Raw genomic sequence first — 14535 nt, 5'->3', positions numbered from 1 at the left:
GCGGATCATCGGGCAGTTCGACCGGACTCGGTCCACCGTGACCTGGCCTGGTCAGGGGACTCCACCGTTGCGGGACAGTGCCGGGTTTGCACCGGACTTCGTCTGCACGACGGCGCTATCCTACCCCTCCCCGGTCGCCCGTGACCCAGGGGTGACCAGCCGGGACGGGACCCAGCGCAAGCTCAGGCCCGTGCGAGAGCGGTGGCGACCCGGTCCAGCCCCGGTGAGTCGGGGACCGCCATCCGGGCGACGCCGGGGAGACCGAAACTGGCGCAGTCCCGGACCAGCACCCCCCGGGGGGCGAGCCGCTCGCGCAGGCCCGGCTCGTGCAGCAGCACCCACGGGGCGTCCGCCGTCTGCACCTGCAGCCCGACGCCCTCCAGGATGCTCACGAGTTCCCGCCGCAGCTGCCTGATCCGGGCCGACCAGCCGGGGAGGTCCGCCTCAGCCAGCAGATCCGGCAGTGCGGCCAGCGCCAGGGCGGAGACCGGCCAGTGCGGCTGGGCCTGGAGCAGGCGTGCCCGCAGGTCCTCGGGGTCCAGCGAGGTACCGTCCGGGGCGACGACCGGGCGTTCCGGCACCACGACGTAGCCCAGGCGCAGCCCCGGGCAGGAGAAGGTCTTGGTCAGCGAACCCACCACCACCACCCGGTCGCGGGCCGGCGTCCCGAGCGCCGTCCACCTGCCGGTCGCCAGGGCGTAGAACGCCTCGTCCCAGACGTCGGCCCGCTCCTCTGGATCGGCAAGCCGGCCCGTAGGGGAGTGCGGGTCGGTACGCCATACCGGGCCCTCACTGCCGCGGGGATGCAGCCCGAACTCCGGCTCCTCGCGCACCCGCCCACCGAGCACGGTGGTGACGAGGTGGATCGCCTCGCTGCCCCCGTTTGTCAGGAGGACCCTGCCAGGGTCGACGCCGAGTGCCTCGGCCAGGACGCGCCTCGCCTCGCGGTCGTCGGGGTAGTGCCCCAGCGCCGACAGGTGCCGCGAGACCACCGGGGCGACGGGAGGGGCGACCGGGTTCATGTTCTGCGAGAGGTCCAGCAGGCTTCCGGGGGCCAGACCCAGGGCCGCCTCCACCGCCGGTCCGTCCCCTCCGTGGGTGCCGGCCGGGGGCACCTCGGGGGACGCCACCTGGGGAACGAAAAGGTCGGACGGGGGCACGGAAAACACTCTACGGTCGCTTTTTCCGCGACGCGCCGGGGCCCCCTGGTGGCCAAGACGCACGGCGTCTGCCTACGGTGAACCGACCCATCAGCACGATGAAAGGGCTGTACCCATGAGCAAGAAGGTCATTGTCGAGGCTGTCGCCCGTGAGGCAGGCATGACTCAGGCTGCTGCCGACAAGGTCGTCAGTGCCGTCCTCGACGCCATCGGCGCCGAGCTGGCCAACGGCAACAAGGTCTCGTTCCCCGGCTTCGGCACCTTCGAGGTCCGCGAGCGCGCGGCCCGCACCGGCCGCAACCCGCAGACCGGCGCCGAGCTGCAGATCGCCGCGAGCAAGGCCCCGGCGTTCAAGGCCGGTTCCAAGCTGAAGGAGCGCGTCTCCGGCTGACACCGGCGCACGACCTGACCGCCCCGCCCGTCCCCGTGACGGGCGGGGCGCGTCATACCCTGGGTCCGTGCCCGTCCTGCCCGAGCCCGCCCGCCCCCGCCACTGGGAGCGGTTCGTGGCGCTGGGCGACTCCTTCACCGAGGGCATGGTCGACCCGGACCCGGACCGGGAGGGGGAGTACGTCGGCTGGGCGGACCGGGTCGCGGTCGCGCTGGCCGAGCGCAACGCCGCGGAGGGGCTGCCCTTCGGCTACGCCAACCTCGCCGTCCGGGGCCGGCTCATCGACGCCATCCTCGCCGAGCACTGCCGGCGGCCCTGGCGCTGACCCCTGACCTGGTCAGCCTCTCCGCCGGCGGCAACGACGTGCTCCGGCCGCGCGTCTCCCTGCGCAGCGTCATGGACCGCCTCGAGGACGCGGTGGAGCAGATCCACGCCACCGGCGCCGACGTGATGCTCTTCACCGCCCCGAACGTCGAGTGGGCCTCGCTGGTCAACCGGATCCACCCCCGGATGGTGGAGTACACCGCCGAGCTGTGGGCCGTGGGGCAGCGGACGGGCGCCTTCGTCGTCGACATCTACACCCTGCGCTCGCTGCGCGACCCCCGGATGTGGGGCGAGGACCGGATCCACCTGTCCTCCGAGGGCCACGCCCGGGTCGCGGCGCAGGCCCTGTGGACGCTTGGTCTGCCCTTCGAGGTGCGGGACTGGGCGGAGCCGCTGGAGCCCGCGCCGCCGCTGGGGCGCTTCGAGTCGGTGCGGGCGGACCGGCAGTGGGTGGCTCTGCACCTGCGGCCCTGGATCCGCCGCCGTCTGCGCGGCGAGAGCTCCGGCGACGGCCGGGGGGCCAAGCGGCCCGACGTGCTCCCGGTCACCCCGCCCCCGTCGCGGGAGCAGGCGCCCTAGGCGTGCCCGTGGACCTGGTGCTGGCGATCGCCGGCGAGGTGGCGCACGTCGCCACGGTCCGCGACGGCGCCCCGGGGGAGCGGGAGCAGGTGCCCCTCGCCGACCTCCCCGCCTGGGTCGCGGCCCGGGAGGGGCCGGGCGTCCGCTGGGTCTGGGCCGACTCCGCCCAGGTGTATGCCGAGCTGCTGCGCGGCGGCGTCCGGGTCCGCGCGGCGGTCGACCTGCGACTGGTGCGGGTCCTGCTGCGCCGCGCCGCGGCGGCGGCCGGCACCGCCTACGCCCGCGCCGGCGAGGACCGCTGGGACACCGGTCCCCCGACGGCCCGGGGAGCCGATCCCCTGGCGCCCGAGCCCGGGGCGACCCTCTTCGCCCTGCCGACGCAGGGGCCCGGCCTGCAGGAGTGCGTCACCGAGCACCTGGCCCAGCAGGAGTGCCTGGCCGAGGTGGCCGACCCGGGTCTGCGGCTGCTGTGCCACGCCGAGTCCGTGGGGGCGCTCGTCGCGCAGGAGCTCAACCAGGCGGGGGTGCCGTTCAGCACCGAGGTGCACCGGGCGCGGCTCGCCGAGCTGCTGGGCGAGCCGGACCCGCACGGAGGCCGCCCGGCCCGGCTGGCCGCCCTGTGCGAGGAGGTCCGTGCCGCGCTGCACGCCCCGCGGCTCAACCCCGACTCCCAGACCGAGCTGGTCGCCGCCCTGCGCGGTGCGGGGCTGGAGGTGGCCAGCACGCGGAAGTGGGAGCTGCAGCGGCTGGAGCACCCGGTGCGCGAGCCGTTGCTGCGCTACCGGGAGCTCAGCCGTCTGCACAGCGCGAACGGCTGGGCCTGGCTGCAGGCCTGGGTGCGCGAGGACAGGTTCCGCCCGGACTGGGTGGCCGGTGCGGTGGTGACCGGTCGGTGGGCCAGCCGCGGCGGAGGGGCCCTGCAGCTGCCCCGGCAGATCCGGGGCGCGGTGCGGGCCGACCCGGGGTGGCGGCTCGTGGTGGCGGACGCCGCCCAGCTCGAGCCGCGGGTGCTCGCGGCCATGGCCGGGGACGAGGCGATGGCCGCGGCCGGCTCGGCTGGCGACCTCTACCAGGCGCTGGTGGACGCGGGCGTGGTGGACACCCGGGCGCACGCCAAGGTGGCCATGCTGGGGGCGATGTACGGGGCGACGACCGGTGAGGCGGGCGCTCTCCTGCCACGGCTGCGCGCGGCCTACCCGGGGGCCATCGGCCTGGTCGACGCCGCCGCCCGGGCGGGGGAGCGCGGGGAGCGGGTGCGGACCTGGCTGGGGGCGCACCTCCCCGCTGCCCCCACCGGCCTGGCGCCAGGTCCAGCGGGCCGCCCAGGAGCCGCGGGCGGGGGCGGGGGCCGAGCGACGGGCCCGGCAGGCGGCGCGGGACTGGGGGCGCTTCACCCGCAACTTCGTGGTGCAGGGCACCGCGGCCGAGTGGGCCCTGTGCTGGATGGGCCACCTGAGGCGGATCCTCGCCGAGACCTTCGAGGAGGAGCCGCGGCCGTGGCCGGAGCTCGTCTACTTCCTGCACGACGAGGTGATGGTGCACACCCCCGCCGAGCACGCCGACGACGTCGGGGAGGCGGTCCGGGAGGCGGCGCGCGCGGCGGGGCGGCTGCTCTTCGGCGACTTCCCCGTGGACTTCCCGCTCGACGTGGCCGTCGTCGGGTCCTACGACCAGGCCGGTTGAGCCGACCCGGGGCCTTGGGTGCCAGGCTCGGATGCACGTCTCAGCGTCGGCCCCACTCCCACGGCGGGGTCGTGAGCATCCCCTGCCCGACGACGACCGTCTCCCCGAGGTCCTTGGTCAGCTCCACCAGGCGCATCGGCACGACCTCGCCGGGCCCGGCCTCGACCTCGCGCGGGTCGTCCCCGCCGACGGCCTCGGTGAGGGCCTGCACCAGCGCCGCGGAGTGGGTGACGACGACGACCTGGCTCCGGGTCGAGGCCCGGGCCACCGCGCGGGCCAGCGGCGCGACGAGCGAGGGGTGCAGGCTGGTCTCGGGCTCGTTGAGGGCCATGAGCCGGGGCGGCACGGGGGTGAGGAGCGCGGCCAGCCACAACAGGTAGCGCAGGGTGCCGTCGGACAGCTCGGCCGAGCGCAGCGGCCGGAGCATCCCGGGCTGGTGCAGCTCGACGTCGAACAGCCCGTCGGTCACGGCCACCGACAGCCGGGCGCCGTCGAAGGCGTCCGCCACCGCCTCGTCGAGGGCGCCCGGCGCGTCCTCGGAGATGGTCTGCAGCGCCGCCCCCAGGTCCGAGCCGTCCTCGGCCAGGGCCCAGGTGCGGGTGCCGACCTGCGCCCGGCGGCTCGGCGACCCGGCGTCGACCCGGAAGCCGTCGTAGAAGCGCCACGACCGCAACGCCTCCCGGACGGCCCACAGCTCCGGGGCGGCCAGCGGGTCGACCACCTCGGTGAGGGCGCTCGCCCAGGGCGGCACCCGGACCGGCACCGGGGCCCAGCCCCCCTGCTCGTCCCGGACCTCGACGGAGGCGTGCCTGCGCCGTGCCGCGAGGGTGGCCGGCCGCATCACCGGGCCGGTCCACACCGACTCGCGCTTGACCTCCGGGTCGCGGTTGAAGACGGTGTGCCCGGACTGGACGGGAATGCCGAGGTCCACCAGGTAGGACAGCTCACCGCTCGCCCCGCCCACCCCGAGCCGGACGGCGACGCGCTCCTTGCGCGTCGTGCCCTCCACGGCATACCCCCGGCGGGCCTGGTCCAGCGACTCCGGGCCCGCCCACAGCGCCGACTCCAGCCCGCCCTCACGCGCGAGGGCACCGACCACCTCGCCGCGGCCGCACGCCGCGAGCAGCCGCAGCGCGCGGTAGACGCTGCTCTTGCCCGAGCCGTTCGGGCCGGTGACCACGGTGAGACGGCCCAGCGGCAGCACCACGTCGCGCAACGAGCGGTAGCCGCTGACGGCGACGGTGGAGTACATGACCCAGAACCCTAGGGTCGCCCACCCACAGCCCTTCGGGTCACCTCTCCTGGGTCGCCGCGCCGGGGTCGCCTCCGGGTCGCCGCGTCCGGGTCGCTCTGGGGGCCGATCGGCGGGAGGCCCGGTCGGAGATCAGCCAGTCCGCCACCGTCGCCAGCCACCGGCTCCCGCCCTCCCGCATCCGGGTGAGGACGTCGTCGACCTCGGGGGCGTCGAGGGGAGCCAGCGCCTCCAGCGCCAGCATCGCGAGGTCGCGGTCCGGGCCCTCCGCGACGGCGACCAGCTCGGGGAGGGCGCCCTGCGCGGCCTCCCCCACGGCGACGAGCGCCTCCAGCGCGTGGCGGCGCACACGCGGGTCCTCGGCGGACAGCGCGGCGGCGAGACCGGGCACCGCCGGGGCGCCGAGCTGCTCCAGGGCGCGGATGAGGCCGAGCCGGCGCTCGTCGTCCTCGTGCCGACCGAGGTGGGCCACGAGGGCGGCCGCCGAGTCGTCGTGGCCGGTGCGGCCCAGCACCCACCACGCCTTGGGGGCCACGGCCGGGTGGGGGTCGTCGGCGAGCGGGAGCACGTGCTCCACGGCGGCCGGGTCCTGGATCTTGCTCAGCGCGTGCAGGACGTGGGCCCGGGACGGGTCCTCCCCCGCCAGGGCCGCGAGCAGGTGCGGGACGGTCGCCGGGGCCTGCGCGACGACCGCCCAGGTCAGCGTCTCGCGGACGAAGGCGTCCGGCTCGGAGACCAGGAGGGCCACGAGGTCGCCGGCCACGCTCCGGTCGGCGAGGGAGCCGAGGCGCAGGGCGCCGCGCTGGCGCACCTGGTGGTCGGGGGACAGGGCGGCGCGCAGGGCCTCCTGCAGCGGCGTCTCGGTCGTCACGGTCAGGCTCCTCCTGGGCTGGGTGGTGTCGATGGCGGGGAACACCCGGGGCGACCAGCCTCATCCCTGACGCCGGGGGAGGGTCAAGCCTGGCCGCTAGCATGATCCTCGTGCCCGCCGACCCGTGCCGCGTGATCGTCCTGCACTCCGCCCTCGGGCTCACCCGCGGGGTCCGGGAGTTCGCCGACCTCCTGCGGGCGCAGGGGTGCGAGGTGTCCGTCCCCGACTACTACGAGGGGCGGACCTTCCCCGGGGTGGCCCAGGGGGTCGCGCACCGGGACGAGGTCGGCTACCGCCAGCTCTTCGCCCGGGTCCGCGACCTGGACGTGGACGGGGCGGTGCTCGTCGGCTTCTCGCTCGGAGCCTCCTTCGTCCAGCGCCTGGCCCGGCCCGGGGTGCGCCTGGCCGTCCTCGTGGGCGGCCTGGACCCGCTGCGCGAGGAGTGGCCGGGGGTCGACGTGCAGCTGCACCGGCTGGCCGGGGACGAGTGGGTCGACGAGGCCCTGGTCGGCCCGTTCGGTGCGGCCGTGAGGGATTCCGGCGCCCGTTTCGAGGACGTGGTGAGCCCGGGTGACGGGCACCTGTTCACCGAGCCCGACCTCCCCGAGCACGACGCAGCCCTCACCGTGCGGACCGTGGAGCGCATCCTCGCCCACGTGCGGCCCGAGCCGCCGGAGGCGGTCGGGGAGGCCGCCGAGGGCACCGTCGACCAGGCCGTCGAGCTGGCCCACGCCCTCTTCGACCTCGCCCGCGCGGGGGACACCGACCGCCTCGCCGCCTACGTCGACGCCGGGGCTCCCGTCGACCTCACGGACCCCCAGGGCAACACCCTGCTCATGCTCGGGGCCTACCACGGCCACGCGTCCACGGTCCGGGCCCTGGCCGAGCGGGGTGCGGACGTCGACCGGCTCAACGACCGGGGTCAGTCCCCGCTCGCCGGCGCGGTCTTCAAGGGCGAGGGCGAGGTGGTGGCCGTCCTGCTCGAGCACGGGGCAGACCCCGACGCCGGCCGGCCGACCGCGCGGGAGACGGCGCAGCTGTTCGGCCGGGGCGACCTCCTGCCCTGAGGCTCAGCGCAGCGTCGTCGCCACCGCCAGCAGCGCGACGGCGTTGTTCGTGGCGTGCAGCGCCACCGCGGGCCACAGCGAGCGGTGCCGGCGGGCGAGGATCCCGGTCGCCAGGCCCAGGAAGAAGGTGAGCACCATCGCCTGCGGGAGGACGTGGAGCACCGCGAAGAGCACGGCCTGACCCACGAGCGCGAGCAGGACGCCGGTGCGGGCCTCGAGCCAGCCCAGCAGGACCCGCCGGAAGATGATCTCCTCGACGAAGGGGCCGATCCCGACCACCGCCACCGCCAGGCCGACCAGGGCCGCGGGGCCGAGGTTGAGCGCCGCCTGCGTCGAGGCGACGGCGTTGCTCTCCGACGGGTCCAGGAGCAGCGCACCGACGACGGCCGTGAGGACGATGGTGGTGAGCCAGGCCAGCGGCACCTGCCAGAGCATCGCCCGGGAGGTGCGCTCCCCCACGGGCCCCAGGCCCAGGTCGTCCCAGGTCCAGCCGCGACGCCGCAGGGCCCAGGCGATCCCTCCCAGCCAGAGGACGACCCCGGTCGTCAGCGCCAGCACGATCGCCGTGTCCAGGGGTGCCCCCGCCACGACGAGGCCGAGGAGGAGCAGCGCGGTCAGCGCGGTGGTGACCAGGAAGGAGGCCAGGGTCAGGAGCAGGTCGGTGCCCGTGACAGGACGCTCGAACGTCGGCCGTCGGTCGCGCTCGGGGCCGCGCGGGGCGGGGCGGTGCTCCAGCGAGGTCATGGCACGACGGTACGTCAGCCGCGGAATAGCCGGTGCGCACAACCCGTTACACTGAGTGACGAATCAACTACTTTCGGAAGGCCAGGAGCCATGCAGTTCGGCATCTTCAGCGTCGGTGACGTGACCACGGACCCGATGACGGGCCGCACCCCGTCCGACGGCGAGCGCATCGACGCCATCACCGCTATCGCGCTCAAGGCCGAGGAGGTGGGTCTCGACGTCTTCGCCACCGGCCAGCACCACAACCCGCCGTTCACGGTGTCCTCGCCCACGACCCACCTGGCCTTCATCGCCGCGCAGACGGAGCGGCTGATCCTGTCCACCGCGACCACGCTCATCACGACGACCGACCCGGTCCGCATCGCCGAGGACTACGCCTTCCTCCAGCACGTCTCCAAGGGTCGCAACGACCTCATGATGGGCCGCGGCAACACCGGCCCGGTCTACCCGTGGTTCGGCAAGGACATCCGCCAGGGCATCCCGATGGCGATCGAGAACTACCACCTGCTCCGCCGCCTGTGGCGCGAGGAGGTCGTGGACTGGCAGGGCAAGTTCCGTACTCCCCTGCAGGGATTCACCTCCACGCCCCGACCGCTGGACGGCACCCCGCCCTTCGTGTGGCACGGGTCGATCCGGTCCACCGAGATCGCCGAGCAGGCCGCCTACTACGGGGACGGCTTCTTCCACAACAACATCTTCTGGAACATGGAGCACACCGCCCAGATGGTGCGCCTCTACCGGCGCCGCTTCGAGCACTACGGCCACGGCTCCGCCGACCAGGCGATCGTGGGGCTCGGTGGCCAGGTCTACATGGCCGCCACCGAGGCGGAGGCCAAGAGGGTCTTCCGGCCCTACTTCGACAACGCTCCGGTCTACGGGCACGGGCCGAGCCTGGAGCAGTTCACCAGCGCGACGCCGCTGACGGTCGGGACGCCCGAGATGGTCATCGAGCGCACCCTAGGATTCGCCGACGCCGTGGGCGACTACCAGCGCCAGCTCTTCCTCGTCGACCACGCCGGCCAGCCGCTGGAGATGGTGCTCGAGCAGATCGAGATCCTCGGTCGCGACGTCGTGCCCGTGCTGCGCCGCGAGTTCGAGGCCCGCCGCCCGGCGCACGTCCCCAGCGACCCGCCCACGCACCGATCCCTGGTCGCTGCGGGGCCCGACGCGCCGCACCACCTCGTTGCCCCGGCCCGCCGGCAGGAGGTCAGCGCGTGAGCCGCCGCCTGGTCGTCCTCTCCGCCGGCCTGTCCCAGCCCAGCTCCACCCGTCTGCTCGCCGACCGCATCGCCGACGCCGTCTCCGCCCAGGTGACGGCCCGCGGGGAGGCGCTGGAGGTGGAGGTGGTCGAGGTGCGCGAGCTCGCCCACGACCTCGCGACCATGATGACCACGGGAGGTATGCCGACCCCCGCCCTGGTCCGCGCGCGCGACCTCGTGTCGTCCGCCGACGGGCTGGTGGCGGTGACCCCCGTGTTCACGGCCAGCTACTCGGGCCTGTTCAAGATGTTCGTGGACGCGCTGGACCCCGAGGCGCTGGGCGGCATGCCCGTCCTCGTCGCGGCCACCGCGGGCACCGAGCGCCATCAGCTGGTGCTCGACCACGCGCTGCGACCGCTGTTCGGCTACCTGCGGGCGGTGGTCGTCCCCACCGGGGTCTTCGCCGCCACCTCCGACTTCGGCGGCGAGGGCGCGGACGCCCTGGGTCGCAGGATCGCGCGGGCGGGGTCCGAGCTGGCCGCGCTCATGGTGAGCGAGTCGGGCGCGGTGGCGGGGTTCACGCCCGGCGCCGAGGACCTGACGTCCCCGCGCCGACGCTCGGGCAACGACCTGCCCGAGGAGGTTCCGGACTTCGAGATGCTGCTGGGCCGCCTCGGTCAGTGAGCCCGGCCCCTGGCGCCCGGCGGCCGACGACGCGTCAGCCCACCCGCCACCCGGGGTTGCGGTGCACCTTGACCGTGGCCTGCTGCGGGAGCACCCAGCCGTCGTAGGCACCGCCGCGCAGCAGCCAGGATGGACGGCCCTCGACCGTCGCCGAGCGGTGGGTGCCGTAGAAGGTCCCCGGCTGCAGCGTCACCAGCTTGCCCTCGACGTTGTTGCCGGCGGTGTCGAAGCGGTAGATCGCCAGCCGCGTCGGGGCGTCGACGTAGAGCTTGGCGTCGGGCAGGTAGGAGTGGATGTCCACCATGGTCTTGGACCAGGCCTTGCGGTGGTCCTCCACCACCCACCAGCCCTGGAGGTAGCCCGCGCTGAGCCGCAGGACGTGCGGCCCGCCGTCCGGCATCCGGCCGCGGCGGTCGTAGGCCGCGCCGGTCGTGCGGGTGATCGACAGCGACCGGGTCTCCAGGACCCGCATGGTGCGGTCCTTCGGGTGCTGGGCCGAGTCGTCCAACCGGTAGGCCACGGTCGTGCGCGGGGAGATGACGGCGAAGCCGGTGGTGTTGTTGGGGGTCCGGTGGTCCTCGCGATAGACCCCCGCCCGGGAGATCCACACGGAGTCGTGGGACATCCGGTAGAGCATGAGGAACTGCTGCTGGTGGTGGACGTGGTAGGTGTGCGCCAGGTACCGCTGCCAGGCCGAGTAGAGGCTGTACCAGTTCCGGTTGCGGAAGATCGACATGCCCGTCCGCTCGACGGTGTAGAGGGCGCCGCGCCACAGCCGCTCCGCATCGGCCTGGGCGTAGTCGTTCATCATCCAGTAGTCCCAGATGCCGTACATCGACCACATGTGGCCGTTGAGCACGCGCTCGCTGTCGGTCACCGGGTAGCGGGAGTACTCCTCCAGCCAGAGCAGGCCCTGGGCGTCCACCCAGGAGCTGAAGTACCCCCGGCCGTCAGGGGCCTGCAGGAAGGCCGCGAAGGTCGCGTCCGCCGCGTCGCGCCACTTCTGCTGACCGGTGACCTCGTGGAGCCGGACGAACGTCGACAGCGCCTGGCCCGAGGCCATCCCCGAGGCCCACGGCGGGGTGAGCACACCCCGCCCGTTGCGGTGCAGGTCGAAGGTGAAGTCGTAGGGGAAGTACCACGCCCCGTCGACGACGTGCCGCCGGTCGATGATCCGCTGGGCGTTCCTCACCGCCACGTCGAGGTAGACCGGGTCGCCGGTGAGGCGGTAGGACTCGAGGGTGTTGAGGGCGTACTGCGCCTGGGCGATGGGGTGGTCGTAGACCTTGCCGTCCCAGTCGGCCTTGAAGACGCGCACCCCCGTGGTGTCGACCCGGCCGAAGGGGACGGGGTTGACCTTGCCGCTCTGGTAGGGCTGGAACCCCGCCGCGATCGGCTGCGGTTGGCGCGTCGACTCCTCGAAGCGACCGATCGGCTGGCGCGGGACGTCGATCGGCCGTGGTGTGGTCGAGTCGGTGACGGGGTCGCCCGCGTCGGCCCCGGGAGCGGCGGCCGGGTCCGGGTAGAGCCGGGCCGGGACCTGCTCGACGACGGCCGGGCCGAGCTCGGCGACGCCACCGGTCAGACCCTCCACCCCCTGCAGGTCAGCCTCGGCGTCGGTGGCGGGAGCCGTCCGCAGGGAGACGGTGCCCGTGTCCCGGGCCGCCTCCTCACCCGAGGGGGCCGCGACCGCCGGCCCCGCGAGCAGGACGAGGAGCAGCGCCCCGACCCCGAGCTGCTTCCCCAGACCCCGTGCGCGCACGTCCCACCGTCCCTCACTCCGGCGCCGCGGACCCCTGCCCCCGGCACCGGGGGACGGCGATGCCCGCAGCCTCGCACCGCCCGCCCACCTGCCGCAAGGGTCGGCGGGTGAGGCGTCGGTCACCTCGGTCACACTGGTCGCATGGCTGAGCGGCGCGGGTCCGGGTGCACCAGCCTCCTGTCGCTCCTGGTCGTGGTGGCCCTCGTCCTGTCCGGGACCGTCTGGCTCTCCCCGATCCTCGACCTCGACGACGTGCGCCGCACGGTGCTCACCCACGACGGGCTCGACGGCGTGGCGGGCTCCGGCGGGGAGGGTTACACCTTCATGGCGACGACGGACCGGGGCGCCCCGGTCACCTGGGGGTGCGGCGCCGACATCGAGCTGGTCGTCAACCCCGAGGGCGCACCGCAGGGGTATGAGGAGCTGGTCGCCGGTGCGCTCGGGACGGTCAACGCCGCATCGTCCTTCACCTTCCTGGTCGTCGGGGAGAGCGAGGACCGGAACTTCTTCGACCGGCAGCGCGGCCCGGTCCTGCTCGGGTGGGCCGACGAGGACGAGGTGCCCCAGCTGGCCGGCCCGACCGCCGGCCTGGGCGGTTGCGTCATACCTCACCGGTCCGGGAGGCTCGGGCCGGGCGGTGGGCGGCACCGTCGTCCTGGACACCGACCTGCCGCGCGGCGGCTGGTTCGGGCGCGCATCGACGAGGAGGTCGTCCTCGTCCACGAGCTGCTCCACGTGCTGGGCCTGGGGCACACCGACGACGCGTCCCAGCTGATGGCGGCGGAGCACGTCGGCCAGTCCGGTCTGGGTGAGGGCGACCTGGAGGGCATCCGCGCCTGGAGCGGGCCGCCTGCGACTGACCTACGATCGGTGCCCATGACCCTTGTCGAGGTGCACCCGTCGGCCCCGGAGTGGAACGCCCGCATCGCCACCACCGTGCGGCCCAACATGTTCCAGACCGCCGAGATGGGGCGCGCCAAGGCTCGAACGGGGTGGCGGCCACGGTTCTTCGAGGTTTACGATGTGCCCGTCACGGTGCACGAGAAGAGGGCGCCCGGGCTCGGGCTGGTGTGGTACGTCCCCAAGGGCCCGGTCGTCGCGGACGTGGACGAGCTGGCGGGCCTGCTGCCCCAGCTGGCGGCGGAGGCCCGCCGGGCCGGGGCCTTCCTGCTCAAGGTCGAGCCGGAGCTGCCCGAGAGCCCCGGGACGCTGGCCGCCCTCGCCGACCTCGGCCTGCGCCACGCCGGACGCATCCAGAACAACGTCTCCACGGTCCTGCTCGACATCTCCGGCACCGCGGAGGAGCTGCTGGCCCGCCTGCCCTCCCGCACCCGCAACACCATCCGCAAGGGCGCCAAGGAGGGGGTGGAGATCGAGGCCGCCCCGGCGGACGAGGCGAGCTACGCCCGGATGTGGGACCTGTGGGAGCAGGTCGTGGCCGACCAGGGCGTCTTCACCCGCAGCCGCGACTACCACGTGGCCCTCTGGCGCGACTTCTGCGAGGCCGGCTCGGGCCAGCTCTTCTTCGCCCGGCACGAGGGCCGGGACATCGCCGGGGCCTTCGTCGTCGTCGTGGGCACGGTCGCCAACTACCGGGAGGGAGCGAGCGTGCGGGGCCGCCCGGTCCGGGGCTCGGCGCAGCTGCTGCAGTACGAGGCGATGCGCTGGGCGCAGGAGCGGGGCGCCACGACCTACGACCTGTGCGGCACCCCGCACTCGAGCAGGGTGGACGACCCCGAGGACCCGTTGCACGGGGTCGGGGAGTTCAAGCGCGGTTTCTCCAAGGAGGTCACTGACTGGGTCGGCGCCTTCGACCTGCCCCTCCGACCGGTCCGCTACGCCCTCTGGGAGCGGATCGGTCACCGCGTCGCGGCCCGCCTGACCTCGCGCGACGCCACCGCGGCGACGTTCTTCTAGGCCTCCGGCGGGACCTCCTCCTCGAGCAGCTCCCGCAGCGTCGCGAGTCCCTCGGCCTCGAACCGCTCGTCACCCACCTGGTGGGCCCAGGCCGCGGTCCCGACCGCCTCGGCCAGCAGCAGCGTCGCCCACCAGGAAGGGCGGGGGTCGGCGCCGTAGCCCTCGAGGAAGGCCGCCTCCAGGTCCGGGCGTCCGCGCCACTGCCGGGCGTGCAGGCGCGCCAGGTCGGTGCCCGCAGGACGCCAGGCGGCACGCCCGAGGTCGATGACGCTCACCCGCCCCCCGTCGACCACCCAGTTGCGGGGCTGGTAGTCCCCGTGGGTCGGCACCAGCGTCACCGCCCCCTGCGGCCACTCCCGGTCCCGGACGGCATCGGCCAGGTCCGCCGGGATGCGGTGGGGCCCGTCCAGCCAGCGCAGCGTCCGGTCGCGGGTGGCGGGAAGCCAGGTCGGGTCCGGTCGCCCCGGACCCTGGCCGTCGTGCCAGCGCCGCAGCAGCCGACCGGCCTGCCGGTAGGTGTCCGGCGCATCCTCCGCGGGGTCCCCCTGGACCAGCCGCCCGGGGAGCCAGGTCGTCACCAGGATCCGGTCCTCGGCGTCGGCGTGCACCAGCCGCGGCACCCGTTCCTCGGTCAGCAGGGGACCGGTGAGCTCCTGGTGCGCCGCCAGCTCACGCTCGAAGTGGTGGTTGGTCGGCCCGAAGGCCTTGACCGTCAGCTCCCGGCCGGCGTGCCGCAGGTGGAGGACCACGGTGTCCGTCAGTCCCCAGGAGTGCTCGGCCAGCAGCACGGCCCCGGGCAGCCACCGGCGCAGCCGGTCCAGCTGCGCCCGGGTGAGGCCGACCTCGTCCAGGGTCGGGTCGGGTCGGTCCTGGGTCCTCACCCGGACACGGTATGCCGTGTC

The 14535-nt window shown here is 74.5% G+C and carries 14 protein-coding genes and 1 pseudogene; 9 read left to right on the top strand and 6 right to left on the bottom strand.

What is annotated here, in order from left to right; translation table 11 throughout:
* Nucleotides 1–182: 182 nt before the first annotated feature.
* Nucleotides 183–1160 carry an aminotransferase class I/II-fold pyridoxal phosphate-dependent enzyme gene (locus tag E3Z34_RS16820; RefSeq protein ID WP_134774532.1) on the bottom strand — a complete coding sequence of 326 codons (978 nt, stop codon included), beginning with the start codon at nt 1158–1160 and terminating at the stop codon, nt 183–185.
* A 115-nt stretch (nt 1161–1275) separates the two neighbouring features.
* On the opposite strand from E3Z34_RS16820, the gene E3Z34_RS16815 reads away from it, so the two are divergent.
* The 5 genes and pseudogenes from E3Z34_RS16815 to E3Z34_RS19290 all read left to right on the top strand — a co-directional run bounded on the left by E3Z34_RS16815 (nt 1276) and on the right by E3Z34_RS19290 (nt 4137).
* Nucleotides 1276–1551 carry an HU family DNA-binding protein gene (locus E3Z34_RS16815; protein WP_134774531.1) on the top strand — a complete coding sequence of 92 codons (276 nt, stop codon included), beginning with the start codon at nt 1276–1278 and terminating at the stop codon, nt 1549–1551.
* A gap of 67 nt (nt 1552–1618) precedes the next feature.
* Nucleotides 1619–1876 carry an SGNH/GDSL hydrolase family protein gene (locus E3Z34_RS19985; RefSeq protein WP_338043749.1) on the top strand — a complete coding sequence of 86 codons (258 nt, stop codon included), beginning with the start codon at nt 1619–1621 and terminating at the stop codon, nt 1874–1876.
* On the top strand, nt 1855–2454 hold the full coding sequence (locus E3Z34_RS16810; RefSeq protein ID WP_338043816.1) for an SGNH/GDSL hydrolase family protein: 600 nt from the start codon (nt 1855–1857) through the stop codon (nt 2452–2454). The genes E3Z34_RS19985 and E3Z34_RS16810 overlap by 22 nt, the downstream gene beginning before the upstream one ends.
* 2 nt (nt 2455–2456) lie before the next feature.
* A pseudogene (locus E3Z34_RS16805) lies at nt 2457–3686 on the top strand (bifunctional 3'-5' exonuclease/DNA polymerase); the annotation flags it as partial.
* Nucleotides 3610–4137 (top strand): hypothetical protein, encoded by a 528-nt coding sequence (locus tag E3Z34_RS19290; protein ID WP_238695543.1) that lies wholly within the window; start codon nt 3610–3612, stop codon nt 4135–4137. The pseudogene E3Z34_RS16805 and the gene E3Z34_RS19290, both read left to right, overlap by 77 nt.
* 40 nt (nt 4138–4177) lie before the next feature.
* Here E3Z34_RS19290 and E3Z34_RS16800 read toward each other — a convergent pair whose 3' ends face one another.
* Together E3Z34_RS16800 and E3Z34_RS16795 are read right to left on the bottom strand one after the other, a co-directional pair.
* Nucleotides 4178–5389 (bottom strand): AAA family ATPase, encoded by a 1212-nt coding sequence (locus E3Z34_RS16800; protein ID WP_134774530.1) that lies wholly within the window; start codon nt 5387–5389, stop codon nt 4178–4180.
* Nucleotides 5390–5429: 40 nt separating this feature from the next.
* Nucleotides 5430–6260 (bottom strand): HEAT repeat domain-containing protein, encoded by an 831-nt coding sequence (locus tag E3Z34_RS16795; RefSeq protein WP_134774962.1) that lies wholly within the window; start codon nt 6258–6260, stop codon nt 5430–5432.
* Between the two features lie 656 nt (nt 6261–6916).
* Here E3Z34_RS16795 and E3Z34_RS16790 point away from each other — a divergent pair.
* Nucleotides 6917–7327, top strand: a complete 411-nt coding sequence (locus E3Z34_RS16790) for an ankyrin repeat domain-containing protein (protein WP_194092467.1) — start codon at nt 6917–6919, stop codon at nt 7325–7327.
* 3 nt (nt 7328–7330) lie between these two features.
* Here the strand turns inward: E3Z34_RS16790 and E3Z34_RS16785 are convergent, their stop codons facing one another.
* The gene (locus E3Z34_RS16785) at nt 7331–8071 is read right to left on the bottom strand and encodes a CPBP family intramembrane glutamic endopeptidase (RefSeq protein ID WP_134774529.1); all 741 of its coding nucleotides are present in this window, start codon (nt 8069–8071) and stop codon (nt 7331–7333) included.
* A gap of 90 nt (nt 8072–8161) precedes the next feature.
* Between E3Z34_RS16785 and E3Z34_RS16780 the strand changes: the two genes are divergently transcribed.
* A complete protein-coding gene (locus E3Z34_RS16780; RefSeq protein WP_134774528.1) occupies nt 8162–9289 on the top strand; it encodes an LLM class flavin-dependent oxidoreductase in 1128 nt (375 codons plus the stop codon).
* Nucleotides 9286–9954 (top strand): FMN reductase, encoded by a 669-nt coding sequence (locus tag E3Z34_RS16775; RefSeq protein WP_134774527.1) that lies wholly within the window; start codon nt 9286–9288, stop codon nt 9952–9954. Before E3Z34_RS16780 ends, E3Z34_RS16775 begins: the two co-directional genes overlap by 4 nt.
* Before the next feature lie 34 nt (nt 9955–9988).
* Here E3Z34_RS16775 and E3Z34_RS16770 read toward each other — a convergent pair whose 3' ends face one another.
* A complete protein-coding gene (locus E3Z34_RS16770; RefSeq protein ID WP_158288722.1) occupies nt 9989–11716 on the bottom strand; it encodes a D-glucuronyl C5-epimerase family protein in 1728 nt (575 codons plus the stop codon).
* Nucleotides 11717–11857: 141 nt separating this feature from the next.
* On the opposite strand from E3Z34_RS16770, the gene E3Z34_RS16765 reads away from it, so the two are divergent.
* Nucleotides 11858–13633 carry a peptidoglycan bridge formation glycyltransferase FemA/FemB family protein gene (locus tag E3Z34_RS16765; protein WP_134774525.1) on the top strand — a complete coding sequence of 592 codons (1776 nt, stop codon included), beginning with the start codon at nt 11858–11860 and terminating at the stop codon, nt 13631–13633.
* On the opposite strand, the gene E3Z34_RS16760 is transcribed toward E3Z34_RS16765, so the two are convergent.
* Nucleotides 13630–14514, bottom strand: coding sequence for a phosphotransferase (locus E3Z34_RS16760; RefSeq protein ID WP_238695251.1), 885 nt, complete (start codon nt 14512–14514; stop codon nt 13630–13632). The two genes, E3Z34_RS16765 and E3Z34_RS16760, sit on opposite strands and share 4 nt — an antisense overlap.
* Between the last annotated feature and the right edge of the window lie 21 nt (nt 14515–14535).

Origin of the sequence: Ornithinimicrobium flavum (genome assembly GCF_004526345.1) — a bacterium.
Classification (GTDB): Bacteria; Actinomycetota; Actinomycetes; order Actinomycetales; family Dermatophilaceae; genus Ornithinicoccus; species Ornithinicoccus flavus.
Note: the sequence above shows the minus strand (reverse complement) of the source record. Positions and strands in the feature narration are given on the sequence as shown.

Bases quoted from the DNA above. Each gene is read 5' to 3' on its own strand.
- E3Z34_RS16815 (WP_134774531.1), top strand. From the start codon at position 1,276: ATGAGCAAGAAGGTCATTGTCGAGGCTGTCGCCCGTGAGGCAGGCATG.
- E3Z34_RS16800 (WP_134774530.1), bottom strand. From the start codon at position 5,389: ATGTACTCCACCGTCGCCGTCAGCGGCTACCGCTCGTTGCGCGACGTG.
- E3Z34_RS16785 (WP_134774529.1), bottom strand. From the start codon at position 8,071: ATGACCTCGCTGGAGCACCGCCCCGCCCCGCGCGGCCCCGAGCGCGAC.
- E3Z34_RS16780 (WP_134774528.1), top strand. From the start codon at position 8,162: ATGCAGTTCGGCATCTTCAGCGTCGGTGACGTGACCACGGACCCGATG.
- E3Z34_RS16765 (WP_134774525.1), top strand. From the start codon at position 11,858: ATGGCTGAGCGGCGCGGGTCCGGGTGCACCAGCCTCCTGTCGCTCCTG.